Here is a 24,862-nt window from a genome sequence, read left to right as displayed (position 1 = left end):
GCCTTGATGGGCCAGACGCCCCGGGAGGCCCCATGCTCGAGCTCCGCAATGTCCGCAAGACGTACACCGTCGCGGACTTCACCCAGGTCGCCTTGGACGACGTGTCGATCGCCTTCCGCGACAGCGAGTTCGTCGCCGTCCTGGGCCCCTCGGGGTCGGGCAAGACGACGCTGCTGAACATCGTCGGCGGGCTGGACCACTACGACGCGGGCGACCTGGTCATCGACGGCATCTCGACGAAGCGCTTCCGGGACCGCGACTGGGACGCCTACCGCAACAACCGCATCGGCTTCGTCTTCCAGAGCTACAACCTGATCCCGCACCAGACGGTCCTGTCCAACGTCGAACTGGCGCTGACGCTGTCCGGCGTGCCGGCTGCGCAGCGCCGCCAGCGCGCGGTGGCCGCTCTGGACCGGGTCGGGCTGGCCGACCACATCGGCAAGTTGCCGAGCCAGCTCTCCGGCGGGCAGATGCAGCGGGTCGCCATCGCCCGCGCCCTCATCAACGACCCGGAGATCGTCCTCGCCGACGAGCCCACGGGCGCCCTGGACTCGACGACCAGCCTGCAGATCATGGACCTGCTCACCGAGATCGCCCACGACCGGCTGGTCGTCATGGTGACGCACAACCCGGAGCTCGCCCAGCGCTACGCGACGCGCACCGTGACCCTGCGCGACGGGGTGGTGCGCGACGACACCGACCCCTTCGACGCGGCCGCGGCGGGAACGCGCCCAGCCCGGGCCGCCCGGCGCACCGCGATGTCCTTCCTCACCGCGATGTCCCTGTCCTTCCGCAATCTCATGACGAAGAAGGGCCGAACGCTGATGACGTCCTTCGCGGGCAGCATCGGCATCATCGGGATCGCGACGATCTTGGCGCTGGCCAACGGCGTGAACAACTACATCGCGAGCGTCGAGGAGGACACGCTGTCCGTCTACCCGCTCACGATCCAGAGCCAGGGCATGGACATGACCTCGATGATGGTGGCGTCCGCCGACATGGGCGGGACCGGGAGCGGAGAGGGCGACGAGGGCGACGCGGCCGCGTCGGGGGAGATCCCCGAGGCCTCGGTGGTCGGCTCGATGTTCTCCAGCGTGGGTTCCAACGACCTCGAGGCGCTCAAGGGCTACCTCGATCAGGACGGCGGCGGGATCCGCTCCCAGGCGAACTCGATCGAGTACACCTACGACGTGACGCCCCAGATCTTCCAGTCCGACACCTCCGACGGCGTGCGCCAGGTCAACCCGGACAGCACCTTCGCGCCCCTCGGTTTCGGCGCGGACGTCTCCACGAGCTCGTTGATGTCCTCCTACATGAGCACCAGCGTCTTCAGCCAGATGATGAGCGACCCGAGCCTGGTCGAGCAGCAGTACGACGTCGTGGCGGGATCCTGGCCCCGGGACTACGACGAGGCCGTCGTCGTCCTCATGCCCGGCGGAACGGTCTCCGACTACATGCTCTACGCGATGGGGCTGCGCGACGCCTCCGAGCTCGACGCGATGGTCGAGCAGCTGGCCGAGGGCAAGGACGTGGGCGCGACGACCGAGACCGCCTCGTTCACCCCCGAGGAGCTCATGGGCGTCACCTTCAAGGTCGTGGACGCCACGGGCTACTACGCCCATGACGACACCTACGACGTGTGGACGGACCGGAGCGGGGACGCGGCCTTCCTCAAGGACCTGGTCGACGACGGCGACGAACTGCGCATCTCGGGCGTCGTCGCGCCCAAGGACGGGGCCACGGCGACGGCCCTGTCCCCGGGGATCTACTACACGCCGGCGCTCACATCCCGTCTCATCGACCGCGCCTCCCGCACGGCGATCCTGCGGGACCAGATCGCCCACCCCGGCATCGACGTCTTCACAGGCCGATCTTTCACCGACGAGGCCGCGGGCGCCGACGGCGGCGAGGACTTCGACATGAGCAAGCTGATCAGCGTCGACGAGGACGCGATCGCGAAGGCCTTCACCTTCGACGGCTCCACGCTCTCCCTCGACGCCTCCTCCCTGGACCTATCCGGCATGGATCTGTCCGGGCTCGTGGGCGCGGGCGGCCTCGCCGGGCTCGACCTGTCGGGCCTGGACCTCTCCGATATCCGCATCGACCCCGCCCAGCTGCCCGAGCTCGACCTCGAGCAGGTCGCCCGCGACGTCGACCTCGGCCAGCTCATCGAAGGCGTGGACCTGTCGGAGGTGCTCAGCGGGATCGACTACGGCGCGATCCTCGAGGAGGCCGCCGGAGAGGTCGACCAGGAGGCGCTCGCGGAGGTGGCCACCAGGATCACCGTGGCCTTCGGCGAGTACTGCGCGAACGACCCGGAGGCGGCCTGCGGAGAGGACATCGGGGCGGCCTTCGCCGCGTTCCAGCAGACGGATGCCGGGAAAGCCGTCATGGCGGACAGCCAGGCGATCCTCGACGAGCTCACCTCCGCCGTGGACGGCGCGACCGCCGACCTCTCCGCACAGGTCATGGCGCGCCTCTCCCAGGCCGTCCAGGAGCAGGTCGCGGCCCACGCCGATGAGCTCCAGGCGCAGATCCAGTCCGCGATGGCGGACGACATGCAGCAGGCCACCCAGGCCTACCTCGCCCAGGTGTCGGCCCAGCTTTCCCAGCAGATCGCCTCCCAGCTGCAGACGCAGATGACGCAGATGTCGACGCAGATCGGGGACGCGCTGCAGACCCAGCTCACCTCCGCGGTGGGCGCGGCGATGACGCAGGCGATGTCCCAACTCGCCCAGAACATGTCGGGCGCCATGGGGATCGACCAGGACGCGTTCCTCGGCGCTTTCCGCTTCACCATGGACGAGGAGCAGCTCTCCCAGCTCCTCATGTCGATGATGACCACTCAACAGGCCTCCCTCGAGGGCAACTACGCGAAGCTGGGCTACGCGGATCTCGACAAGCCGTTCCAGATCGACATCTACCCGAAGGACTTCGAGTCCAAGGGGCGGATCCTCGACATCCTCGACGCCTACAACGCGGACAGGGAGCAGGCGGGGGAGGAGGACAAGGTCATCACCTACACGGACCTCGTGGGCACGCTGATGTCCTCGGTGACGACCATCGTCGACGTCGTCAGCTACGTCCTCACCGCCTTCGTCGCGATCTCGCTGGTCGTGTCCTCGATCATGATCGGCGTCATCACCTACATCTCGGTGCTCGAACGCAAGAAGGAGATCGGGATCCTGCGGTCCATCGGCGCCTCGAAACGCGACATCCGGCGCGTTTTCAACGCCGAGACGATCATCATCGGCCTGGTCGCCGGGATCATCGGCATCGGGGTGACGCTACTGCTCACCCTCCCGGCGAACGCGATCGTCGACGCGCGGTTCGGCATCCCCCAGGTCGCCCAGCTCCCGGTGACGGCGGGCGCCATCCTGGTGGCGATCTCGGTGGGCCTCACCTTCCTCGCCGGGCTCTTCCCCTCCTCGGCGGCCGCCCGCGCCGACCCGGTGGAGGCGCTGCGCAGCGAGTGAGCGCTCCGCGACTATCCTCGTCCCCATGCCCGACATCGTCTTCCGGCCGCTCGGCGCCGCGGAGTTCCCCCACTGGCGCGGCCGCTGCCTCGCGGGGCTCGCCGAGGAGCTGATCGCGGCGGGGGAGGCCTCGGCCCCCTCCGCCCCCGAGCACGCCCGACGGATCCTCCACGACCTGATGCCCCGGAAGCTGGACACCCCGGGCCACCGCGTGCTCGTCGCGCAGGAGGGGAGCCGACAGGTCGGGGCCATCTGGCTGGCGGTGCGCGGCGACCCACCCCGGGTCCACGTCCTGGACCTCCACGTCGAGGAGGACCTGCGCAGCCGCGGGTACGGTCGTGCCATCATGGAGCTCACCGAGCAATGGGCGCGCGACCACGGCGCCGCGGCGATCAGCCTGGACGTCTTCAGCACGAACACTGTGGCCCGCGGGCTGTACCTGTCGATGGGCTACACGACGACGAACGAGCGGATGACGAAGCCGCTCACCTGAGGATCCGCAGGAATCGCGCGGGCGACCGGCGCGAAGGGCCGTAGGCTGGGCCCATGACCATGGCGACCCCCGATGACCCCTCCTTCTCCGATCTGCCGTCCTTCACCCGTGCCACGCGCATCACCGGGGTCTCGGGCTCTCGGTCCGGCACGGTGATCGCCACCCTCCGCCACGTCGACGAGGCCGGCGCCGCCTTCATCGACCGGCTGGTCTCCGTCGAGGCGCCCGGCCGGTCGGGCGAGCCGGCCGCGTCCTCGTCCCTCACCGGCGGCGCCTCCGCGACCCTCCTGGCAGTGGGGGAGCGCGGCGAGGTCTATTTCACCCGGAAGGATCCGTCGGCGGAGGAGAAGGGCGACGCCGTGTGGATGCTGCCGCCGCGGGGCGAGGCCCGCGAGATCCTGCGCCACCGCGGAGGCGCGGAGTCCCTGGCCGCCGCCGGTGGGCGTCTGGTGCTGGTCCTCGGGCTGGCTCCAGGGGCGGACACCGCCGAGGACTCCGACGCGCGCCTCAAAGCGCGCTCCGACGCGAAGGTGAGCGCCGTCCTGCACGACGACTACCCGATCCGTTATTGGGACCACGACCTGGGCCCGGCCCGGCGCCGCCTCTTCACCGCGCCCCTGCCCGATCTCACGGGCGTCGACGACGCGCCGCTCCCGCTCACCCCCGTGGACCTGCCCGAGGCGCCCGCCGGCGTCGACCAGTGGGACCTCGGCGACGTCCTGCCCGCCCCGGACGGATCGCTCGCCGTGATCGCCATGAAGGCCCGCACGCGGATCGACACCACGTCCCAGACCTGGGCCGTGACGTTGAACGGGTCCGGTGGGCCGCGGCTGCTGGCCGCCGATCCTGCGGCGGACATGACCCCGCTGGCCGTGTCGCCCGACGGCACGTGGGCGCTGGTGGACCGCGAGCTGCCACCCCTGCCGGGGCAGGCGGCCGAGGACACGCTGTGGCGCGTCGACCTGGCGACGGGGGAGCGCACGCGCGTGGCGAGCACCTTCGACGATGCGGTCTCCGAGGTGGCGATCGGCGACGACCAGAGCGTGTGGTTCTGCGCGCCCCGGCGCGGCCGCGGAGGCGTGTACCGGGCTGAGGCGGACGGCACCGCCACCCTGGTCACCCCCGACGACGAGTGCGCCTACTCGTCCCTGACCTGGTCGGGCGGCCGTCTGGTGGCGCTTCGATCCTCCATCGCGCAAGCCCCGCAGGTCGTGTTCCTCGACCCCGGTCCGGCCGATCGCCGGCAGGCGGCCGTCACCGGCGTCCCGGGACTTGCGCCCGACCTGGAACTGCCCGGCGAGCTCACCGAAGTCGCCGCTCAGGCGCAGGACGGCACGCCGCTGCGCGCCTGGCTGGCCCTGCCCGACGCGGAGGGCCCGCACCCGCTCGTCGTGTTCGCCCACGGCGGCCCGTGGGGGACCTGGAACGACTGGACGTGGCGATGGAGTCCATGGCCCTTCGTCGCCCGCGGCTACGCGGTGCTGCTGCCCGACCCCGGCATCTCGCTGGGCTACGGGCGCGCGATGACGGCGCGGGGCCACGACGCGATCGGCGACGCGCCCGTCAGCGACATCATGGCGCTGGCGGACGCCGCCGTCGCCCGCCCGGACATCGACGCCAGCCGGCAGGGCTTCGCGGGCGGCTCGTACGGCGGGTACCTGGCGAACTGGACGGCCGGGCACGCCGGCACCCGCTTCCGCTGCGTCGTCACCCACGCGGGCCTATGGGACGTCGGAGCGATGGCCACGACCACGGACAACGGCTCGTGGTACCGGTGGATGACGGCTCCTGTGGACGGCGGGGCGCCGCAGGCCCGGCAGTGGTCGCCGCATCGGGCGGCGGCCGACATCCGGGTCCCGATGCTCGTCATCCACGGCGACCGGGACTACCGCGTGCCCTTCGCCCAGGCGCTCGAGCTGTGGGCGGACCTGCAGCGGCTCTCGCCGCAGCTCGGGCACCGCTTCCTCTCCTTCCCGGACGAGGGCCACTGGATCCTCAAGCCCGGCAACGCCCAGGTCTGGTACGAGACGTTCCTCGCCTTTCTCGACACCCACCTGCAGGGACGGGTCTTCGACCGTCCCGACCTGCTGGGCTGAGCGGCGGCGACGCCCTCGCCAGGTCAGTGGGGCCGGGCGACGCCGTAGCGGTCGATCACCTCGCCCGGGGCGAAACCGAAGGTCATCACCGGGGGGACCTGGCCGGACGCCACAGCCTCGAGCACTTCGCGCTCATGGGGCGGCACGGCCTCGGGCAGGTCGCCGAGCGGGAACCATCGCAGTCCGGCGTCCTTGCCCGGCTCCATGACCCGGGGCTCGCCGCTCCAGCGCCGGCAGGCGAAGAACCAGTCGACGCGCTGCTCGATGGGCTCGCTCCCTCCGTTCGTGCGATGCATGCCGGTCAACGGGGCGAGGTCGGCGGGGGACAGGCCGATGCCGAGCTCCTCCCGGGCTTCGCGCACAGCCGTGCCCACAACGGACTCGCCCGGCTCGACATGGCCGGCGGCACCGCAGGCCCAGTGGCCGTCCATGTAGCCGGTGTTGCGCCGCAGCTGGAGGAGGGCCTCGGTGGTGGGGCCCGTGGGGGAGGCTCCGCGCAACAGGATGACGTAGGCGGCGGGGACCAGGGCGAAGGAATGGATGGACACGCGGCCATCGTAGGCGGGACTGCCGGCGCGGGCCGCCCGCCAGTAGGATGGATATGCGCGCGAGTGGCGGAATCGGCAGACGCGCTGGGTTTAGGTCCCAGTGCCCTCGGGCGTGTGGGTTCGAATCCCACCTCGCGCACAACCGCTCTCGTCCATCGGGGCGCGGAGCGGTCCCCGAAGGTCCCCAGGAAGGACTGACCCATGTCGTACACGCCGCCGCAGTACCCGCAGGAACCCTGGCAAGGGCAGCCTCCGCAGGATCCCGGCCCGGCCGGACAGCCCGGTGGTCCGGGCCCCCAGCCCTACGCAGCAGGTCCCCAGCCCTACACGGGGGGCCCGCAGTTCGCGGCGGGCGCAGGGGAGCCCCCTCTCACCGAGGCCTGGTACGACGCGGACTTCAAGCAGTCCATCTCCCGCTTCGTCCAGAAGGCTGCGCATTTCCAGGGCTACGCCTCGCGTGCGGAATACTGGTGGGCGGTCCTGGCCGGATTCCTCCTGAACACCGCGTTCTCGGCCGTCCTGCGACTGCTCGGGGACGGGGCTCTCGAGACGCTGATCGCCGGCGTCTTCTCCGTGGCCTCCCTGCTCCTCGTCGTGCCGGGGCTGGCCGTCGCCTCGCGCAGGCTGCACGATGCCGGATTCTCGGCCCTGCTGCTCCTTCTCCTGCTGCTCCCCTTCCTCGGGTGGATCGCCCTGATCGTGTTGCTCGCCTTGCCGACCAACCTGGCCGCGCGCAGGATGGAGTGGACGGACGCCAACCCGACGCCGACGATCAACTGGACCTGGAGATGAGCGCATGAGCGAGCTTGAGGCGGGCCAGCAGGCCCCGGACTTCACACTGGAGTCGACCCAGGGGACCGTGACGCTGTCGCGGCTCCTCGCGCAGGCCGACCGCGGGGTCATCGTCTACTTCTATCCGAAGGCCTCGACCCCGGGCTGCACCACCGAGGCCTGCGATTTCCGGGACAACCTCAACACGCTCAAGGGGGCGGGCTACACGGTCGTCGGCATCAGCGCCGACCAGATGCCGGCCCTGGAGCGCTTCGCCGAGAAGCAGGGCCTCAACTTCCCCCTCGCCTCGGACCCGGATCGCATGGTCCTCGAACCCTGGGGCGCGTGGGGCGAGAAGACGAGCTACGGGCGCACGACGCTGGGCATCATCCGCTCGACGGTGGTCGTCGCCCCTGACGGGCGCGTCGCCCTGGCCCAGTACAACGTCAAGGCAACCGGGCACGTCCAGCGTTTGCGCCGCGACCTGGGGCTCGACGCCTGAGGACGGATAGAGCCCGCCCTCAGGCGCGCGACGCCGTCGCGATCTCCGGATCGTAGAGCGGACGATCTGACTGACGGTTCGCCTGCCGCTTGGCATAGGACTCGGCGGCGCGCACGACCGCGTGGATGTCGCGCTGGTCCGTCAGCCATCGGGCGGGCGTGGCGCCCTCCAGCGCCGCGCTCGCGGTCCAGAACCATCGGGCGGCCGTGAGCTGGTCGACCCGGTCGACCAGCCGCCCCAGCACCTGAGACATCTGGGGGACGACCGAGTGGTCGTCGAGCAGCTGCCAGGTGGGGTAGTACCACGTCGTCGAGGGCGACTGGATCGCGAGGATGCGGTTCTCGCGCACGGCCTTGTTGATGCCCTGACGGGTGATGCCCAGCCACTCGCCGACATCGGCCGTCGTGCACACGGGCCCCACCAGATCCTCCATCTGGGGACGGGGATCCGTCATCGAGCGCACCAGATGGGCGGCCTGGGCGATGGTCTCGGGCGTGATGGCGGAGGCCCTGCGCGACAACAGGGCATGCTCAATCGCATCGAGGAGATCACGTTCGGATGAGGTGAGGCGGCGCATCGAACCCCCTGGGGTGGCAGAGCGAACCAGGAACATGAGCCGCCCACAAGGGGCGGCGCCATCACCGCCGCCTCGACAATGGGTGCGCCATGAGGGAATTGAACCCCCAACCCGCTGATTAAGAGTCAGCTGCTCTGCCAATTGAGCTAATGGCGCGACGTCTCTCGACAAGAGAAGATGATACTCGGCCGGCGGCCGGATGCAAAATCCTCCACGCCGCTAGAGTGGTCACCGACCGTGACGCGCACAGAGAGGGACGGCAATGGCGAACCTGCAGGTCCTTCCTTCGGCGCCACCTCCGAAGTCCCAGGTCACGCAGGATTACCTCAAGGTCATCTACTCCGCCGAGGAATGGGGCGGCTCCGGCATCAGCGTGACGGATCTCGCTGCCCGGATGGGCGTCGTGGCCTCGACCGCCTCGGAGAACGTCCGCCGCCTCACCGACATGGGACTGGTCTCTCACGAGCCCTACCAGAAGGCTCGGCTCACCGACGAGGGGCGCAAGGTGGCGATCGGCATGGTCCGGCGCCACCGGTTGCTGGAGACCTACCTGCTCGAGCAGCTCGGCTTCTCCTGGGACGAGGTCCACCGGGAGGCCGAACTGCTCGAGCACGCGGTCTCCGACACGCTTCTCGAACATCTCGACCGGGCGCTCGGCTTCCCGCTGCGCGATCCGCACGGCGACCCCATCCCGGCCGCCGACGGCACGTGGTACGCCCCCCCGATGATGCCGTTGGACCGTCTGCCAGAGGGCGTGCCCGCCCCCGTCGTGCGCATCTCGGACTCCGACTCCGAGATGCTGCGCCACCTGGAGGAGATCGGCGTCGTCCTCGACGCCGTCGTCGAGGTGGTCCGCCGTTCGCCCTCGATCGGGACGACGCGCGTCCGGGTGACGGCGCCCTCGTCGCAGGCGGCGACGCCGGTCGACCTCGGGGAGATCGCCACGTCCTCGATCTTCGTGCGCGACCGGGACGCCCCCGGTGACGGTGCCCCGGAGGCGGCGGGCGCGGGCTCCTGATCAGGCGAGCTCGGGGGAGCCCAGCCTGGGCGGGACATGGCGGCCGTGCCCGTCCTCGGCCAGCGCGGCGCGCAGCGACTCCATCGCGCGATCGAGGTCCCCGTCGGAGGCCGGGCGGGCGTGGGAAAGCAGGACGTCGGCCTCGGAGCGCATCGGCACCACGTGGACGTGGGTGTGGGGCACCTCGAACCCGGCGACGATGAGCCCGGACCGGGCCACGCCGAAAGCGCGCTCCTGAGCGATGCCGATGATGCGGGCGACGGCCATGAGGCGGGTGAGGACCTCCTCGGGCGCGTCCGTCCATTTCGCGTACGGGTGGCGGGGGACCACCAGCACATGGCCCGGCGCGATGGGCTCGATGGTGGCGAAGGCGACGCAGGTGCCGTCCGCCCACACGAAACGTCCCGGCCAGACCCCGGCGATGATGTTCTCGAATGCTGTGGACATGGTCCCATTGTGGTCCACCGCTTCGGGTGAGGACAGGGCTCCGCCCGGCGGCGGGTCCCGGGTCCGGGCACCGGTCGGGCCCGGCTGGGCGCCAGGACGATGGGCTAGCCTGGTCCGGACCGGAACTTCAGGAGGGGGACACGCCGATGACGATTGCGGACGACGCCGAACCGGCTCACCGCTACTCGGCCCGCGTCGCGGGCGAGATCGAGTCGAGATGGCAGGGGCTGTGGGAGGAACGGGAGACGTTCCGCGCCGACAACCCGGTCGGTGACCTGTCGGGCCCGTTGGCCGAGCGTCCGCCGTTCTTCGTCATGGACATGTTCCCCTACCCCTCGGGTAAGGGCCTGCACGTCGGGCACCCGCTGGGCTACATCGCCACCGACACGGTGGCGCGCTACCACCGAATGCGCCGTCAGAACGTGCTCTACACGATGGGCTTCGACGCCTTCGGTCTGCCCGCCGAGCAGTATGCCATCGCCACCGGCCAGCATCCGGCCATCACGACGGAGCAGAACATCGCGAACATGCGGCGCCAGCTCGCGCGCCTGGGGCTCTCCCACGACACGCGGCGGTCCTTCGCCACCACGGATCCGGCCTACATGCGCTGGACTCAGTGGATCTTCCTCCAGATCTTCAACTCCTGGTACGACGAGACCGCGCCGAACCGCGAGGGCACCCTGGGACGCGCCCGGCCCATCGCCGAACTCGAGGCCGAGTTCGCCTCCGGCGAGCGCCCGACCCCGGATGGGCGGGCATGGGCCGACCTGTCCCCCACGGAGCGGGCCTCCCTCATCGACGGCCACCGCCTGGCCTACATCTCCGAGGCCCCCGTCAACTGGGCACCCGGGCTGGGCACGGTCCTGGCCAACGAGGAAGTCACCGCCGACGGGCGCTCCGAGCGCGGCGACTTCCCCGTCTTCCACACGACGATGCGCCAATGGATGATGCGCATCACCGCCTACGCCGACCGGTTGGTCGACGGCCTGGACGGCGTGGACTGGCCGGAGAAGGTCCGCTCCATGCAGCGTCACTGGATCGGGCGCTCCCACGGGGCGACCGTGCGTTTCGCCGTCCCCGGCGTGTCCTTCGCCGGCATCGACGAGGACGCCCCCGGCGTGGCGGATCCGCAGGCCTCCGCCGCGCTCGAGGTCTTCACCACCCGGCCGGACACCCTCTTCGGCGCGACCTTCATGGTGGTGGCGCCCGAGCACCCGATTCTCGGGGCCGCAGGCGCGCTGTCCGTCCCCGACGCGTGGCCCGAGGGCACGCGCGCGGCCTGGACGGGCGGGTTCGCCACCCCGGCCGAGGCGGTCGCCGGCTACCGCGCGGCGGCCGCGGCGAAGTCCGAGGAGGAGCGCACCGCCGAGGCCGGGGAGAAGACCGGCGTCTTCACCGGCCTCTTCGGCGTGAACCCGGTCACGGGGGGCCGGGTGCCGGTCTTCGTCGCCGACTACGTCCTCATGGGCTACGGCACGGGCGCGATCATGGCGGTGCCCGCCCACGACGACCGCGACTTCGCCTTCGCGAGGACGTTCGACCTGGACATCATCACGACCATCACCCCTCCAGCGGGCTTCGACTCCGATGCGGCCGCCTGGACGGGCGACGGCGTGCTGGTCAACTCCGCGCGCCCCGACGGGGCCCTGGACCTCAACGGCCTCGGCAGGGGGGCCGCCATCGCGGCGATGACGCGGTGGCTCGAGGAGCGGGGGCTCGGCCGCGCGACGACGACCTACCGCCTGCGCGACTGGCTGTTCAGCCGCCAGCGCTACTGGGGGGAGCCCTTCCCCGTGGTCTACGGCGACGACGGGCGCGTCCACGCCCTGCCCGAGGACATGCTTCCCATCACGCTGCCCGAGGTCGACGACTTCTCGCCGCGCACCTTCGACCCGGAGGACTCAGGCTCGACGCCCGAGACGCCGTTGTCCCGGGCCACGGAGTGGCTGACCGTCGACCTCGACCTCGGGGAAGGCCTGCAGACCTACCGCCGCGACACGAACACGATGCCGAACTGGGCGGGGTCGTGCTCCTACGAGATCCGCTACACGGACCCCGACAACGTCGAGCGGCTCGCGGACCCGGCGAACGAGTCCTACTGGATGGGGCCGCGCACCCCCGGCGCCTCCGGTGGCACCGACCTCTACGTCGGCGGCGTCGAGCACGCGGTGCTCCACCTGCTCTACTCGCGCTTCTGGCAGAAGGTCCTCTTCGACCTCGGACACGTCTCCGCGTCGGAGCCGTTCCACAAGCTGTTCAACCAGGGCTACATCCAGGCCTACGCCTACCGCGACGCGCGCGGCGCCTATGTGCCCGCCGACGAGGTCGAGGGCGACGCCCAGACCGGCTTCACCTGGCACGGCGAACCCGTCACCCAGGAGTACGGGAAGATGGGGAAGTCCCTGAAGAACATCGTCACCCCCGATGACTTCGCCGACCAGTACGGGGCGGACACCCTGCGCGTCTACGAGATGTCGATGGGGCCGCTGGACATCTCGCGCCCCTGGGACACGCGCGCGGCCGTGGGCTCCCAGCGTTTCCTCCAGCGTCTGTGGCGCAACGTCCTCGACGAGCAGACGGGCCGGGTCACCGTCACCGACGAGCCCGCCGACCTGGCCACGAGCCGGCTGCTGGCCCGCACGATCGCCGATGTCACGGTCGAGTACGAGCACATGCGCATCAACACAGCGATCGCGAAGCTCATCGTGCTCAACAACCACCTCACCGGGCTGTCCGCGGTGCCGAGGGAGGCGATCGAGCCGCTGGTGCTCATGGTCTCCCCCGTGGCCCCGCACATCTCCGAGGAGCTGTGGTCGCGCCTGGGCCATGGGGACTCGCTTGCGCGCGAGCCGTTCCCGGTGGCCGATGAGTCCCTGCTGGTCGAGGAGACGGTGACGGCGATCGTGCAGGTGGACGGCAAGGTCCGCGCCCGCCTCGAGGTCGCGCCCTCCATCGGCGAGGAGGAGCTGCGCGGGCTCGCCCTGGCGACGGATCCGGTGCGCCGCATCCTGGACGGGCGTGATCCCCTCAAGGTGGTCGTGAGAGCGCCGAGGCTCGTCAACGTCGTCCCCCCCGCGGGCGTGAGAGCCGCGCCGCCGCATGCCTGAGGGAGACGTCCTCCACCGACTCGCCGCCACTTTCGACCAGGAGTTCGCGGGCCGCGCGTGCCGCGTGTCCTCCCCGCAGGGACGGTTCGCGGCCTCGGCCGCCCGGATCGACGGGCGGACGGTGGCGGGGGCGCACGCCGTGGGCAAGCACCTCTTCGTCGGCTTCGTGGGGGCGCCCCCGGCGGAGCCGCTCTGGCTGCACGTCCATCTGGGCTTGTACGGATCGTGGCGCTTCGCGGGCGATGAGGACTTCGCGGCGCCGCCCTCCATCGGGGCGCCCCGCGTGCCGGTGGAGGCCGCCTCCCCGAGGGAGGGCGCCTGGCGCCCGCCCGAGCCCGTCGGCCAGGTCCGCGTGAGGCTGTCCACGGACCACGGGGTCGCCGACCTCTCCGGGCCCACGCGGTGCGAGCTGCTCTCGGACGCCGAGCGGCGGTCCGTCGAGGCGGCGCTCGGCCCGGATCCCCTGGCCCCGGGCGCCTCCACCGACGGGGCGGCCCGGCGGCGCTTCGTCGACGGTGTCCGCGCCCGTCGCCGCGCGGTGGGCGAGCTGGTCATGGACCAGTCGATCGTGGCGGGCGTGGGCAACATCTACCGGGCGGAGTCGCTGTTCCTGGCGGGCGTCTCCCCTCTGAGGCGCGGCGACCGGGTGTCCCGGACCAGGCTGGGCGCGCTCTGGGACATCGTCTGCCGGCTGATGGCGCACGGCCTGGAGGCCGGGCGCATCGAGACCGTGGACCCCGGGGACGCGCCCGAGCCGCCTCTGTCGGGCGATCCCGAGGCGTCGCGCTGGTACGTCTACCACCGCACCGGCCGGCCGTGCCTGCGCTGCGGGACGCCCGTGCGGGAGCAGGCCATGCAGGGGCGGCGCCTCTTCTGGTGCCCGTCCTGCCAGCGTTAGCCGGGTGTCCCGGAGCCCGTCGCGCCCTGGTCCGCCGGCGCGTCGTCGTCGAAGCCCACGAGCTCATAGAGTCTGGCCGCGCCGGGGGCGGTGCGCATGTCGACGTTGAGCGCGACCTCCTCGTAGCCCCACGCCCGGCAGCGCCTGGCCAGCTCGAGGACCAGCGCGGTCGCGATGCCGCGGCGTCGGTGGTCCGGTGCGACCATGGTGTCGATGATGTAGGGGCCGGGCGGGGCGTCCTCCAGGTCGGCATCCGTCACGCAGAGGACCGCGCCCACCAGCTCCCCGTCCTGCCAGGCCCCGATGAAGGAGTCGTCGCGGGGGGCGCCGAAGGCTCCGTCGAACGCCATGCGCAACTCGTCGGTGGCCTCCCACAGGTTCTCGGCGATCTCGGGGGAGTCGTAGGCGACCAGGTGCAGGGCGGCCAGGGCCGGGATGTCGTAGCGCGTCAGCGTCGCCAGCTCGAGGCCCGGGGGCCGCTCGGCCTCGGCCAGCGCCTCCAACCGCGCTCGTAACGTTCGCTGAGTCATGATCCCAGACTAGGTGATGTGGGACACATCAGGGCGGGCTTCGCGGGATTCAGATGTACAGCGAGGGATCCTCGGCGTAGAGGTTCGGGTCGACGATGAGGTCGGCGTCGGACTCCTGGGGGCGCGAGGTCGGACGCACGCGCGCAGGCACGCCCAGCGCGACCGAGCCGGCGGGGACATCCTTCGTGACGACGGCGTTCGCGCCGATCTTCGCGTCATCGCCGACGATGACCGGTCCCAGGACCTTCGCGCCGGCCCCCAGCAGGACGTGGCTGCCCACGGTGGGATGGCGTTTGCCTGGGCTCATCGACACGCCTCCCAGCGTGACGCCGTGGAAGATCACGACGTCCTCGCCGACCTCGGCCGTCTCGCCGATGACGACGCCCGTGGCGTGGTCGATGAACAGGCGGCGGCCCAGCTGGGCGCCCGGGTGGATGTCGACTCCCGTCAACACCCGGGCGCCCGCCGAGAGGACCCGCGCCGGCAGCCTCGCGCCACGGATCCACAACGAATGGGCCACGCGGTGGCTCCACAGGGCATGGACCCCCGGATAGGTGAGTGCGACCTCGACCTTCGAGCGGGCGGCGGGGTCGCGCCGCCTGGCCGTCTCCAGATCCTCCCGGAGGACGTTCCAGGCCCGGAGCGGGTTGGGCAGCATCAGTCGCGCAGGTCGTCGAAGAGCTTCGTCGACAGGTAGCGCTCCCCGGTGTCGGGGAGGATGACGACGATCGTCTTACCGGCGTTCTCGGGACGGGCGGACACCCGGGCGGCGGCGGCCAGCGCCGCGCCGGAGGAGATGCCGACCAGCAGCCCCTCCTCGGCCGCGGCCCGGCGGGCGAAGGCCAGCGCCGAGGGCGTGTCGATATCGACGACCTCGTCGACGACGGAGGGGTCATAGGTCTCGGCGACGAAATTCGGGCCGATGCCCTGGATCCCGTGGGGGGCGCCCGCGCCGCCGGTGAGCATCGGGGACTCGGCGGGCTGGACGGCGATGATCTGGACGCCGGGCTTGCGCTCCTTGAGGACCGAGCCGATCCCGGAGATCGTGCCGCCGGTGCCCACGCCGGCGACGACGATGTCGACGCCGCCGTCGGTGTCGGCCCAGATCTCCTCGGCCGTGGTCGCGCGGTGGATCGCGGGATTCGCGGGGTTCGTGAACTGGGAGGCGATGATCGACCCGGGTCGCTCGTCGCGGATCCGCTCCGCCGCGGCGACAGCGCCCTTGATGCCGTCCTTCGGATCGGTGAGGACCAGCTCCGCCCCGAAGATCCGCATGAGCATGCGCCGCTCGACGCTCATCGAGGAGGGCATCGCGATGACGATCTTGTATCCGCGCGCGGCGCCGACCATGGCCAGGGCCACTCCCGTGTTGCCGGACGTCGCCTCGATGACGGTGCCGCCGGGGGCCAGCCGTCCGGAGGCCTCGGCGGCGTCGATGATGGCGGCCGCGATGCGGTCCTTGACGGAGGCCGCCGGGTTGGTGGCCTCGACCTTGCCGACGACCGTGGCGGCGGGGTCGGTGAGGCGGTTGATGCGCACGAGGGGCGTGCGGCCGATGAGCTGGGTGACGTCGGCGGCGATGGAAGTCATGAGGGTCTCCTGTCGGGAACGGGAAGAGGGGAACAACGGATCGACTCGGCATGCGGGCGCGAAGGGCGGACGACGGAGAAGGAGTCGCGAAGGCCATCCGCCCTAGAGACAGACGACACACAGGTGGACCACGGGCGCGCAGGACCGCGTCCGACGTGGACGCGGCGCGGAGATGGTCGTGGTCACGAATCCACCCTACGGCCGGGGCGCGGCGGCGTCCACTTCGCAGACGGCCCGCTCTCCGAGGGCGCACCGGGCCTCGCCGCCGGTGAGCTCGAGGATGCGGGCGCGCAGGGCGGCGCCGTCCTCGTCGACCGGGCGGCCGGAGGATCCCGGTGCACCGCCGCCGGGGGCGGCGCGCAGGACGACGTCCTGGCCCCACGCGACGTCGAGGATGCGCGCTCCCGATGAGCGCAGCTCGGCCTCGACGCGGCCCGCCTGGGCGGGGGAGAGACGGGCGACGACGACGGGCAGATCCAGCAGCAGCACTTTCGGGGCTCGGGCGAGCGCCTCCGACACGCTGGAGGAGTAGGCGCGCACCAGGCCTCCCGTGCCCAGGAGGATTCCCCCGAACCACCGCGTCACCACGGCAGTGACATTGCACAGGCCGGAGGAGCGCAGGACATCGAGCATCGGCGTGCCGGCGGTGCCGGCGGGTTCGCCGTCGTCGCTGGAGTGAGCGGCCGGCTGGGCGTCCTCCTGCGCGACGATCCAGGCCGTGCAGTGGTGGCGCGCGCCGGGGGAGGCAGCGCGCACCGAGTCGGCCAGGGCGCGCGCCTGGTCAACGGTGTCGGTCCGCGCCAGCGTGGCGGCGAAACGGGATCGGCGCACCTCGATCTCGTGGGTGAGTTGCGTGCCGGCGCGCAGGGTCGTCAAGGAGGCCATCGGCGTCCATCCTGCCAGTGATAGACTCCTCCGGTTGCCGGTGCGCGAGCGATCTCACAGGCCCCAGGGGCCCGGGAGCTGGCCCGCGGACATTCCCGCGTGGCAGAGTTGGACATCGGCAAGTCGTCACGTCCACCACGAGAGTAGAGGAGCGGTAGGGCCATGGCAGTTCCCAAGCGCAAGATGTCCCGAGCCAACACCCGCACTCGCCGGTCCGCATGGAAGGCCGATCTCACCGAGCTGAACACCGTCAAGGTCGCCGGCCGGGAGATCCGCGTGCCGCGCCGCCTGGCGAAGGCATACAAGAACGGGCTGCTGACGGTCGAGGACTGAGCGTCCCGATCGCGGTCGCGGCCCGGTGCCTGTCAGGCACCGGGCCTTTTCCGTGCCCGCCGATCCGTGCCGGGGATCGGCGGAGAGGGCCGCCCTGGTGCTGGGAATGAGGTAAGGCTAAGCTTTCCCATGGTGCCGGCCTGGGACGAGGGCGGCGCCGCCGTCATGCGCCGAACGACAAGGACCACCGATGCCCCACCACAGTCGACGGGCTCTGCCCGAGACACAGGACCTGCTCCGGCTCACGGTGCTCGCGACGCACCGCCTGTCCGAGCACTGGATGCGCGTCACCCTGGGCGGCGGGGACATCGCCCGCTTCACCCCGATGGGATTCGACCAGTGGTTCCGGCTCTTCCTGCCCGTCCACGGCGGGGACGGACTGGAACGGGTTCCCGCCAAGGCGAACAAGATGCTCGGCTATCTCAAGCTCCTCCGCATCCCGGAGGGGCAACGCCCCGTCATGCGCAGCTACACGGTGCGCGCGTTCCGCGAGCTGGGGGAATCCGGGGGCGCGGAGATCGATGTCGACTTCGTCATCCACCGCGCTCCGGACGGCGGCCTGGGGCCCGCACCCGCATGGGCGCTCGCGGCCGAGCCCGGCGAGGACGTCGCCCTCATCGACGAGGGGACGGGCTTCAACCCCCGCCGACCCCCGGAGCGCGTCCTGCTGGTGGGGGACGAGACGGCCCTTCCGGCCATCGCCGGCATCTGCGCCTCACTGCCCGGCGGGACCCGCGGCTCCGCCCTCGTCGAGGTGCCCGCCCAGGAGGATGCCCAGGACCTCGCCCGGCCCGAGGGGCTGGAGGTGCGGTGGATCGTGCGGAACGACCCGCATGAGGTCCCCGGACGGGCGGCGGCCGAGGCGCTCGCGTCGACCGAGCTGCCGGAGGGGGACGGGCCGTTCTACGCGTTCATCGCGGGCGAACAGCAGCTCCCCACGGGCGCGCGCCGCCATCTGGTGGCCGAGCGCGGCGTGGACAAGGACGACATCGGCTTCTGCGGATACTGGCGCGTCGGCCGCGACCGGCGCGGCTGAGGGCCGACCGCCTGGAGCGCCGGTCCGCCGGGCACCCCGTTCGAGGCGGGCCGGCATCCGGGGATGGGGCCGTCGCCACCGTCCTCGCCACCCCGAGTCAACGGGCGGACTGCCACACGACGTCGAAAGGCGTCTTAGCCGAGATCCTGCGCCGGATGCCGTCGGTGACGAACTGCTTGGCGGACTCGATGGCCTCGCGCAGAGAGGCCCCGGAGGCCAGCCCCGCCGCGACGGCGGTGGCCAGAGAGTCCCCGGCGCCCGACACGGAGGCGCCCGCGACCTTCGGACGCGAATAGCGCACCAGTTCGGCCCCGTCCCACAGGACGTCGACGGCATCGTCGCCCGGGATCGAGAGTCCGCCCTTCGCCAGGACCGCCGTGCCGGACTCGTCGGCGATGCGCTTGGCGGCGTCCCCCAGAGCCTCGAGGGAGTCGATGGACGCCACACCCGCCAGCGTGCAGGTCTCGAAGTAGTTCGGCGTGATGAGATCCGCCAGCGGCAGGACCTCGGCGCGCAGCGCGGTGTCGATGTCCAGCGCGGCACCGGGCTCCTGCCCCTTGCAGATGAGCACGGGGTCGCACACGATGTTCGGCAGCTTCGCGGCGGAGAGGATGTCGCGGACGGTCCGGATGGTCTCCACGGTGCCGAGCATCCCGATCTTCACGCTGGCCGGCGTCCAGTCCGCCAGCGTCGCCTGGGCCTGGTCTCGGATCGTCTGGACGTCGACCGGGACGAAGCGGTGGTTCCAGCCGTCCTCGGGATCGAAGGACACCAGGCAGGTCAGCGTCGCCGCCCCATAGACGCCGTACTCCTGGAGCGTGCGCAGGTCCGCCTGCACGCCGGCGCCCCCGGTCGCCTCGGATCCGGCGATCACATAGGTCACAGGTGGCTGGGTCATGGCGGACTCCTTCGGGAAATGGGACAGAGACGGACGCGGACAGGACGGGGCCGGGAGACGGCCGCTCGTCGGGGACCACGGTAGGCCACTGGGCGCCGGGGAGCGCGCCCGTGCCCGACATCCGACGCCGCGTGACACGAGCCGACGCTCCCCAGCGGGACTCCCGGACGAGGGCAGCGGTGCCGGGACGTGCCACACTGACCGTCATGGGGCGGTCGACGCCGGCGGGCAGCCGGGAGGAGGCGCAGGCGTTCCTTGCCCGCAACCCCCTCGACCACGCGAAGGCGATCGAATCGCTGCGCCGGGGGAACGGCCGGATCGAGGCCGCGGGACCGCGGGGCGTCGTTGTCCATGACCTGCCCAGCGACACATGGTTCGTCATGGCTCGGAACGCGGAAGCGGTGGATCCCCTGGTCGTGGGGCTGCACGGCGTCAGCCAATGCGAGGTGTTCCCCGCGGAGGGGGAGCCCGCCATCGCACGCCGGTTCGGGCTGGAGGCCGATGCCCACTGTGTCATGGCCGTGGCCCGCACGGGCTGGCGGGCGCAGGTCCCCGCCGTGGCGGGGGCGGAGATCTCCCCGGTGGGTCCGTCCTCGCCCGATCTCGACCTCTATCCGGAGTCGGGGCGCGCCTACGCCCGCGCCCGCGCCCGGGACGGCGCACTGTGGGCCGCGCAGCTGGAGGGAGCGACCGCGGGGTTCGTGGGGCTGCACGACGACGGTTCGATGGGTCTGCTCCACGTGCTGCCCGACTGGCGCCGTCGGGGTCTCGGGGCGATGCTCCTCACCCGCATGACAGCCCGCGTGCTGGCCGGGGCGCCCGTCGCATGCTCACAGATCGAGGCGGGCAACGGGGCGTCGATCCGCCTGCACCGCCGGGCGGGCCTCCAGGTCGGGGAGGGGCTCACCGCCTGGATGGGGACGCCCGGCGCCTGAGAGGGGGCGGCGAAGCCGCACGTCACCCGTGCGATACTTCGAGGCGTGTCATCACAGGGCAGGGGAACGGCGCGCCCGACGCGCCCGACGGGGCCGCCGTCATGACGGGAAGGCGCATCGAGCTGTTCCTCGTCGACGGCGTGCCCGGCGGCATGACCACCGCGCGCGTCGCGGGGTGGACGGGCTGCGTGCTGGTGGCCCCGCGCGAGCGCCTCGACGAGGCGCTGCGCCGCCCGGAGGCGCGTGGCGCCGGTCTGTACCTGTTGGTCGGCGACCGCCAAGGCCTGCCAGGGGTTCCATCGCAGTCGTGCTGGGGGATCGGCCCGATCTCGGAGCTGACGGGCGGTTCCGGGGGCGCGGGGCCGGGCCTGCCGGGCGGCGGGCCATGGAACCGGATTGCCCTCGTCACCGCGGCGGACGACGCCCTCACCGATCTTCACTGGGCCTCCCTGCAGGCGCGCCTCGCGGAACGGGCCGCCGCCGCGGACGAGACGCTGATGGCCGGCACGCTGGTCCCCGGAGCGCCTCCCATCCCCGAGGCGCAGGTCTCCGACGTCGAGGCCTTCCTGGACCAGCTCCGCATCATCCTGCCCGTCCTGGGGATCACCGCCGTCGCCGCGCAGAGCGGGCCGGCGCCCGTCGATGCTCCGCCGCCCCGCGTAGGAGGGACGCCTTCGTCGCCGGTCTTCTCCCTGGTCGATCCCCGCCGCGGCGTCGACGCCCGCGCCCGGGTGGAGGGGGAGGACTTCGTGCTGCTCGCAGGATCCCGAGTGGTCCCCGAATGGGAGAACACCGGGCGCACCGCCGCGACGAAACGGTCCTATGCCGCCTACAAGGCCCAGTACGACGGTTTCGTCGCGGACGGTTCGATCCTGGTCGAGCGCGAGCGTGGGCGCCTCACCCGGGACATCGCCTTCACCACGCCCTCCGGCGCCGGCGCGATCGCCATCGGGCACTCGTGCAACGGGCCGACGGCCTGGACCTGGGAGGGCGGCACCTACGGCGAATGGGCGCGGAAGCGCTGACGGAGGTGCCAGGTGAGACAACGACTGAGAGCGTCCATCATCGTGCTCGACACCGGCGTGACGGGAGCCCTCGCCTCGGGCGACGACACCGGCGCACTGGCCGTCACCAAGGCGCGGTCGGGAGCGGCCCCGGACTGGGCAGCCGCCGCACCTCCCTCCGGCCGGGGCCTTGCTGTTCTGGGACGCCGGCGCGAAGATGGGCGGCATCAGCTCTCCGCCCATCCGTTCCCGCAACGAGTGAGGGGCCATGGCCGTCACCATTCCGAGTGTCCTGTTCGTCTGCGTCCACAACGCCGGGCGCTCGCAGATGGCCGCCGCCCTGCTCGGCCGCCTCGCCCACGGCCGGATCGACGTGAAGTCGGCGGGGACCGAACCAGCCGACCGGCTCCACCCGGCCGTGGTCGCCGCGATGAACGAGATCGGCATCGACCTCGCCCACGAGCGTCCCGCGCTGCTGACCCCCGACGCCGTGGGGACGGCCGATGTCGTCATCACGATGGGCTGCGGCGACACCTGCCCCGTCTTCCCCGGCAAGCGATATGAGGACTGGCAGTTCGAGGACCCCGCCGGACAGTCCCTCGAGGCCGTGCGCGCCATTCGGGACGGCATCGAGGCCCGTGTCCGGAACCTCGTCGCGCAGCTCACCTGAGGCCTGACACAAGTGTCACGACGTCACGCCCAGGACGAGGGCGACGACGGCCAGCAGGGGCAGAAGGCCCTGCTTGAGCGCCGCCGAGCGGTGCGGCGGGGAGGAGACGAAGAGCACGGTGGCGGCGGCGAGCATCGAGCCGGTGCCGGCCAGGGTGAGCGTGACGCCCGCCGTGGAGGCGCCGGCAGCGGTGGCGACGACGCCGATGGACGCCAGGAGGGCGAGGAACAGGTTGTAGAAGCCCTGGTTGAAGGCCAGGAATCTGGTCGCCTCGGCCTCCTCGGCGCTGCCGGTGCGGAACAGAGTCCGCGCTCGTTCACCCGCCCACGCGCAGGACTCCAGGTAGAAGATGACGATGTGCACCGCGGCGGCGAGGGCGGCGAACACCAGGCCTGCGACGATCATGGGGTGTCCTTTTCGGCGTTGGGCGCCTTTACTGTAGCGACTGATCCAGTATATATTGGAATGGTTGATACGAAAAATGAGCTGCGAGAGGAGTCGATCGATGGGCCGCCGACGGGCTTTCGACACGGAGGAGGCCATCCGCGCCGCCCGAGGGGTGTTCTGGTCGCAGGGGTTCGAGACGGCCTCCTTGCCCGCGCTCGAGGGAGCGACCGGGTTGAGCGCCTCCAGCATCTACAACGCCTTCGGAAGCAAACGCGGGTTGTTCGATGCGGCCGTGGCCAGCTACCTCGACGAGATCGCCCGGCCCCGCCTGCGCCCGCTGACCGGCGCCCATGTGGAACCCGGTGCCCTCGTCGGCTATCTCACGGGCCTGCGAGCGGCGCTGACGAGTCCGGATGCCCTTCCGGCGCGGGCGGGATGCCTGCTCATCAACTCCGCCGGCGCGCCGATCGGCGGCGACGAGGCGATCGCGGACGCGGTCGCGGCCTATTGCCAGGAGTTGCGCGCTGCCCTCGGCAACGGCGTCCGGGCGCGCCTGCCCGAGGGCGAGGCCGCGGCGTGCGAGACCCTCGCCGACGTCTGCGCCGGCCTCGTCGTGGCCGCATTCGCGGTGGTCCGCGTCGATCCCCGGCAGGCGGCCCGCTTCGTCGACGCCGCCTGCTCCCTCGTCGCCCAGAAGGGCTGAGGGTGAGGGGAGCGCGGCGCCCCTGGTGCGCATCCGCGCACGGTGCCTGACTTCGGGTGCGCACAGGACGGCCCCGATCGGCCGTGGCGACTGGAGCGAGCGGTGCTCGTGTGAGCGTGAAGCGACGGAGATCGCGTTCATCGCAAGCCTCGGGCCGATCGGGGCCGAGCCGGCCGCCACGTCTGCCTTCCGATCCAAAACGAGCGGCATCGCCTTCGAGGAGGCAAGCCCGGGCTACTGCCGTGCGTCGGATCTGGACGGCGCCAAGGGGTTCGCGCTGCGGCCGCTCGACCAGGCGGCGCAGGCGACGTTCGGGACCGATGAACAGCCTGCGGATCGAAGGGCTCCGCAGGCGCGGGACACGAGGTGGAGGCGACATCGCCGGACGCTGTCGCCGAGGCGGCCGAAGAGCTTCGGTCGAAGGGACGGGAGATCCTGACCGGCGCCCACGAGAAGCCGTGGGGGCAGACGACTGCCCGCCCGCCGAGCCCGGAGGGCCTCCTCGCGGGGATCTCCTCCCTGCCCTCGCTCCACTCGGACGAGCACGAGCAGGCACCGCCCGTTCTCCTCGCCTGCGTCGTTCTTATGAGCCGACAGGTCGTGAGAGGTGCCCCCGGCGAGACTCGAACTCGCAACCTACGGATTAGAAGGCCGGTGCTCTATCCATTGAGCTACGGAGGCGCGGAACGGACATGCGTCCGGACCGGGAACAAGGATATCCCGGCTGCCCGGCACGCCCCAACCGGGCGGGTCCGCTTTCACGACGTCACATGGTCCCATCTGGTGGACATCCTGTGCCGGGCGCAGCGTCCGTCGCCCATGATTGCCTCCATGACTGCTCGCACCGCCGCCACCGCCGCTCCGCGCGGCGACGTGCGCGTGCGAATGCGAATGTGCGCCTGAGGATCCTCTTCCCTCGTCCTCCGGCCGGTCTGCGCGGTGTTCACGCGCCCGGCCCCGCACATCGGACACCCCATGACCAACGCGCACTGTACCCGCGGGCACGAGCCCACCACCGTCTCCTTCGAGGTCATGCCCCCGCGCCACCCCGACGCCGCCCCGAGGTTCTGGGCGACCGTCGGCCGCCTCGTGGCCGCGCGCCCCGACTTCATGTCCGTCACGTACGGCGCGGCCGGCCGTGACCGCGCGAGCGCGCGCAGCGTCGTCTCCGAACTCGTCACCTCCACGCCCGTCCCGCCCATCGCGCACCTGACCTGCGTGGGGACGTCGCCAGGCGAGGTCGCCCGGGTGGTCTCCGACTACTTGGACGCCGGAGTGCGCGCATTCCTCGCGCTGCGCGGCGACCCGCCGGCAGGGGACCCCCGCTGGAGGCCCGCCTCCGGCGAGGTCGCGAGCGCCACGGAACTCGTCACCCTCATCCGCCGTCTCGAGTGTCGCCGCTGCGAGGAGCACCCCGGTGCGGCCCTGCGCGCCGCCGTCCGCCCGCTCACCATCGCCGTCGCCGCGTTCCCCGCCGGGAATCCGGCAGCCGGCACCACCGCCGACCAGGAGGTCGAGCGGCTCCTCGTCAAGCAGGCGGCCGGTGCCAGCTTCGCCATCACCCAGCTCTTCTGGGAGGCCGACACCTACCTCTCCTTCGTCGAACGGGCCCGCGCCAGCGGCGTCACCATCCCGATCGTGGCGGGTCTGCTCCCGCCCACCGATCCCTCCCGCCTGCGCCGCACCCAGGACCTCACCGGCATCGAGGCCCCGCGCGCCCTCCTCGACGCCCTCTCCGCCGCCGAGGGGACCGACGCCCTGCGCCTCGGCGTCGACGAGGGCGCCCGCCTGGCGGGCGGCATCCTGGACGGCGGAGCGCCGGGCCTCCATCTCTACACCTTCAACAAGGCCGAGCCCTCGCTGCTCCTCCTCGAACGGCTGCGGCTGCTCGACCCGGTTCCATGAGCGTGCCGCCGCTGCGCCCTCGTCCCCCCGCCTGCATCACCGACCACGCAAGG

24 protein-coding genes and 3 tRNA genes are annotated in these 24,862 nt (G+C 71.7%); 16 read left to right on the top strand and 11 right to left on the bottom strand.

Going from position 1 to position 24,862, the window contains the following annotated elements; translation table 11 throughout:
- The first annotated feature begins 32 nt into the window (after positions 1–32).
- From ACFQWG_RS05695 to ACFQWG_RS05685, 3 genes are read left to right on the top strand one after another with little or no spacing between them, the layout of a single operon-like run.
- Positions 33–3,476, top strand: coding sequence for an ATP-binding cassette domain-containing protein (locus ACFQWG_RS05695; RefSeq protein WP_380973018.1), 3,444 nt, complete (start codon positions 33–35; stop codon positions 3,474–3,476).
- Positions 3,477–3,501: 25 nt separating this feature from the next.
- Positions 3,502–3,969, top strand: coding sequence for a GNAT family N-acetyltransferase (locus ACFQWG_RS05690; RefSeq protein ID WP_380973015.1), 468 nt, complete (start codon positions 3,502–3,504; stop codon positions 3,967–3,969).
- Between the two features lie 53 nt (positions 3,970–4,022).
- Positions 4,023–6,065: a S9 family peptidase gene (locus ACFQWG_RS05685; protein WP_380973012.1), complete on the top strand. Its 2,043-nt coding sequence runs from the start codon at positions 4,023–4,025 to the stop codon at positions 6,063–6,065.
- 23 nt (positions 6,066–6,088) lie between these two features.
- On the opposite strand, the gene ACFQWG_RS05680 is transcribed toward ACFQWG_RS05685, so the two are convergent.
- Positions 6,089–6,613 carry an NUDIX hydrolase gene (locus ACFQWG_RS05680; protein ID WP_380973009.1) on the bottom strand — a complete coding sequence of 175 codons (525 nt, stop codon included), beginning with the start codon at positions 6,611–6,613 and terminating at the stop codon, positions 6,089–6,091.
- A gap of 57 nt (positions 6,614–6,670) precedes the next feature.
- Between ACFQWG_RS05680 and ACFQWG_RS05675 the strand changes: the two genes are divergently transcribed.
- The 3 genes from ACFQWG_RS05675 (at position 6,671) to ACFQWG_RS05665 (ending at position 7,886) form a co-directional block, all read left to right on the top strand.
- Positions 6,671–6,752 (top strand) — tRNA-Leu (locus tag ACFQWG_RS05675).
- Between the two features lie 62 nt (positions 6,753–6,814).
- Entirely contained in the window at positions 6,815–7,405 is a 591-nt protein-coding gene (locus ACFQWG_RS05670) for a DUF805 domain-containing protein (RefSeq protein ID WP_380973007.1), read from the top strand.
- 4 nt (positions 7,406–7,409) lie between these two features.
- Complete coding sequence (locus ACFQWG_RS05665) at positions 7,410–7,886, top strand: peroxiredoxin (protein WP_380973004.1); 477 nt, start codon at positions 7,410–7,412, stop codon at positions 7,884–7,886.
- Positions 7,887–7,905: 19 nt separating this feature from the next.
- Here ACFQWG_RS05665 and ACFQWG_RS05660 read toward each other — a convergent pair whose 3' ends face one another.
- Positions 7,906–8,463 (bottom strand): hypothetical protein, encoded by a 558-nt coding sequence (locus ACFQWG_RS05660; protein WP_380973001.1) that lies wholly within the window; start codon positions 8,461–8,463, stop codon positions 7,906–7,908.
- Positions 8,464–8,546: 83 nt separating this feature from the next.
- Positions 8,547–8,619: transfer RNA gene (locus ACFQWG_RS05655), tRNA-Lys, on the bottom strand.
- Positions 8,620–8,725: 106 nt separating this feature from the next.
- Between ACFQWG_RS05655 and ACFQWG_RS05650 the strand changes: the two genes are divergently transcribed.
- Positions 8,726–9,481, top strand: coding sequence for a metal-dependent transcriptional regulator (locus ACFQWG_RS05650; RefSeq protein WP_380972998.1), 756 nt, complete (start codon positions 8,726–8,728; stop codon positions 9,479–9,481).
- Here ACFQWG_RS05650 and ACFQWG_RS05645 read toward each other — a convergent pair whose 3' ends face one another.
- The gene (locus tag ACFQWG_RS05645; protein WP_380972996.1) at positions 9,482–9,928 is read right to left on the bottom strand and encodes an HIT family protein; all 447 of its coding nucleotides are present in this window, start codon (positions 9,926–9,928) and stop codon (positions 9,482–9,484) included.
- A gap of 146 nt (positions 9,929–10,074) precedes the next feature.
- Here ACFQWG_RS05645 and leuS point away from each other — a divergent pair, with 146 nt between their 5' ends.
- Together leuS and ACFQWG_RS05635 are read left to right on the top strand one after the other, a co-directional pair.
- Entirely contained in the window at positions 10,075–13,035 is a 2,961-nt protein-coding gene (gene leuS, locus ACFQWG_RS05640) for a leucine--tRNA ligase (RefSeq protein WP_380972993.1), read from the top strand.
- Complete coding sequence (locus ACFQWG_RS05635; protein WP_380972990.1) at positions 13,028–13,933, top strand: Fpg/Nei family DNA glycosylase; 906 nt, start codon at positions 13,028–13,030, stop codon at positions 13,931–13,933. Before leuS ends, ACFQWG_RS05635 begins: the two co-directional genes overlap by 8 nt.
- Here the strand turns inward: ACFQWG_RS05635 and ACFQWG_RS05630 are convergent.
- The 4 genes from ACFQWG_RS05630 to ACFQWG_RS05615 form a co-directional block, all read right to left on the bottom strand.
- The gene (locus tag ACFQWG_RS05630) at positions 13,930–14,463 is read right to left on the bottom strand and encodes a GNAT family N-acetyltransferase (RefSeq protein ID WP_380972988.1); all 534 of its coding nucleotides are present in this window, start codon (positions 14,461–14,463) and stop codon (positions 13,930–13,932) included. The genes ACFQWG_RS05635 and ACFQWG_RS05630 overlap by 4 nt on opposite strands.
- A gap of 49 nt (positions 14,464–14,512) precedes the next feature.
- Positions 14,513–15,121, bottom strand: a complete 609-nt coding sequence (cysE, locus tag ACFQWG_RS05625; protein WP_380972986.1) for a serine O-acetyltransferase — start codon at positions 15,119–15,121, stop codon at positions 14,513–14,515.
- Positions 15,121–16,053 (bottom strand): cysteine synthase A, encoded by a 933-nt coding sequence (cysK, locus tag ACFQWG_RS05620; RefSeq protein WP_380972983.1) that lies wholly within the window; start codon positions 16,051–16,053, stop codon positions 15,121–15,123. The genes cysE and cysK overlap by 1 nt, the downstream gene beginning before the upstream one ends.
- A gap of 195 nt (positions 16,054–16,248) precedes the next feature.
- Positions 16,249–16,938 (bottom strand): IMPACT family protein, encoded by a 690-nt coding sequence (locus ACFQWG_RS05615; protein ID WP_380972980.1) that lies wholly within the window; start codon positions 16,936–16,938, stop codon positions 16,249–16,251.
- Between the two features lie 162 nt (positions 16,939–17,100).
- Between ACFQWG_RS05615 and rpmF the strand changes: the two genes are divergently transcribed.
- Both rpmF and ACFQWG_RS05605 read left to right on the top strand, forming a co-directional pair.
- Positions 17,101–17,271, top strand: coding sequence for a 50S ribosomal protein L32 (gene rpmF, locus ACFQWG_RS05610; RefSeq protein WP_291497061.1), 171 nt, complete (start codon positions 17,101–17,103; stop codon positions 17,269–17,271).
- A gap of 190 nt (positions 17,272–17,461) precedes the next feature.
- Entirely contained in the window at positions 17,462–18,307 is an 846-nt protein-coding gene (locus ACFQWG_RS05605; RefSeq protein WP_380972978.1) for a siderophore-interacting protein, read from the top strand.
- Positions 18,308–18,404: 97 nt separating this feature from the next.
- Here the strand turns inward: ACFQWG_RS05605 and ACFQWG_RS05600 are convergent, their stop codons facing one another.
- Positions 18,405–19,205: a PfkB family carbohydrate kinase gene (locus ACFQWG_RS05600; RefSeq protein ID WP_380972976.1), complete on the bottom strand. Its 801-nt coding sequence runs from the start codon at positions 19,203–19,205 to the stop codon at positions 18,405–18,407.
- Positions 19,206–19,411: 206 nt separating this feature from the next.
- Here ACFQWG_RS05600 and ACFQWG_RS05595 point away from each other — a divergent pair, with 206 nt between their 5' ends.
- The 3 genes from ACFQWG_RS05595 (at position 19,412) to ACFQWG_RS05585 (ending at position 21,814) form a co-directional block, all read left to right on the top strand.
- Complete coding sequence (locus ACFQWG_RS05595) at positions 19,412–20,140, top strand: GNAT family N-acetyltransferase (RefSeq protein ID WP_380972973.1); 729 nt, start codon at positions 19,412–19,414, stop codon at positions 20,138–20,140.
- Between the two features lie 101 nt (positions 20,141–20,241).
- Positions 20,242–21,165: a DUF4357 domain-containing protein gene (locus tag ACFQWG_RS05590; RefSeq protein ID WP_380972970.1), complete on the top strand. Its 924-nt coding sequence runs from the start codon at positions 20,242–20,244 to the stop codon at positions 21,163–21,165.
- A gap of 247 nt (positions 21,166–21,412) precedes the next feature.
- On the top strand, positions 21,413–21,814 hold the full coding sequence (locus ACFQWG_RS05585; RefSeq protein WP_380972968.1) for an arsenate reductase ArsC: 402 nt from the start codon (positions 21,413–21,415) through the stop codon (positions 21,812–21,814).
- A 15-nt stretch (positions 21,815–21,829) separates the two neighbouring features.
- On the opposite strand, the gene ACFQWG_RS05580 is transcribed toward ACFQWG_RS05585, so the two are convergent.
- On the bottom strand, positions 21,830–22,219 hold the full coding sequence (locus ACFQWG_RS05580) for a DUF1304 domain-containing protein (RefSeq protein WP_380972965.1): 390 nt from the start codon (positions 22,217–22,219) through the stop codon (positions 21,830–21,832).
- Between the two features lie 100 nt (positions 22,220–22,319).
- Here ACFQWG_RS05580 and ACFQWG_RS05575 point away from each other — a divergent pair, with 100 nt between their 5' ends.
- Positions 22,320–22,904, top strand: a complete 585-nt coding sequence (locus tag ACFQWG_RS05575; RefSeq protein ID WP_380972963.1) for a TetR/AcrR family transcriptional regulator — start codon at positions 22,320–22,322, stop codon at positions 22,902–22,904.
- A gap of 608 nt (positions 22,905–23,512) precedes the next feature.
- Here the strand turns inward: ACFQWG_RS05575 and ACFQWG_RS05570 are convergent.
- Positions 23,513–23,585 (bottom strand) — tRNA-Arg (locus ACFQWG_RS05570).
- 294 nt (positions 23,586–23,879) lie between these two features.
- Between ACFQWG_RS05570 and ACFQWG_RS05565 the strand changes: the two genes are divergently transcribed.
- Positions 23,880–24,809 (top strand): methylenetetrahydrofolate reductase, encoded by a 930-nt coding sequence (locus tag ACFQWG_RS05565; protein WP_380972961.1) that lies wholly within the window; start codon positions 23,880–23,882, stop codon positions 24,807–24,809.
- The last annotated feature ends 53 nt before the right edge of the window (positions 24,810–24,862 follow it).

Origin of the sequence: Schaalia naturae (assembly GCF_042665795.1) — a bacterium.
GTDB classification, from domain to species: domain Bacteria; phylum Actinomycetota; class Actinomycetes; order Actinomycetales; family Actinomycetaceae; genus Pauljensenia; species Pauljensenia naturae.
Note: the sequence above shows the minus strand (reverse complement) of the source record. Positions and strands in the feature narration are given on the sequence as shown.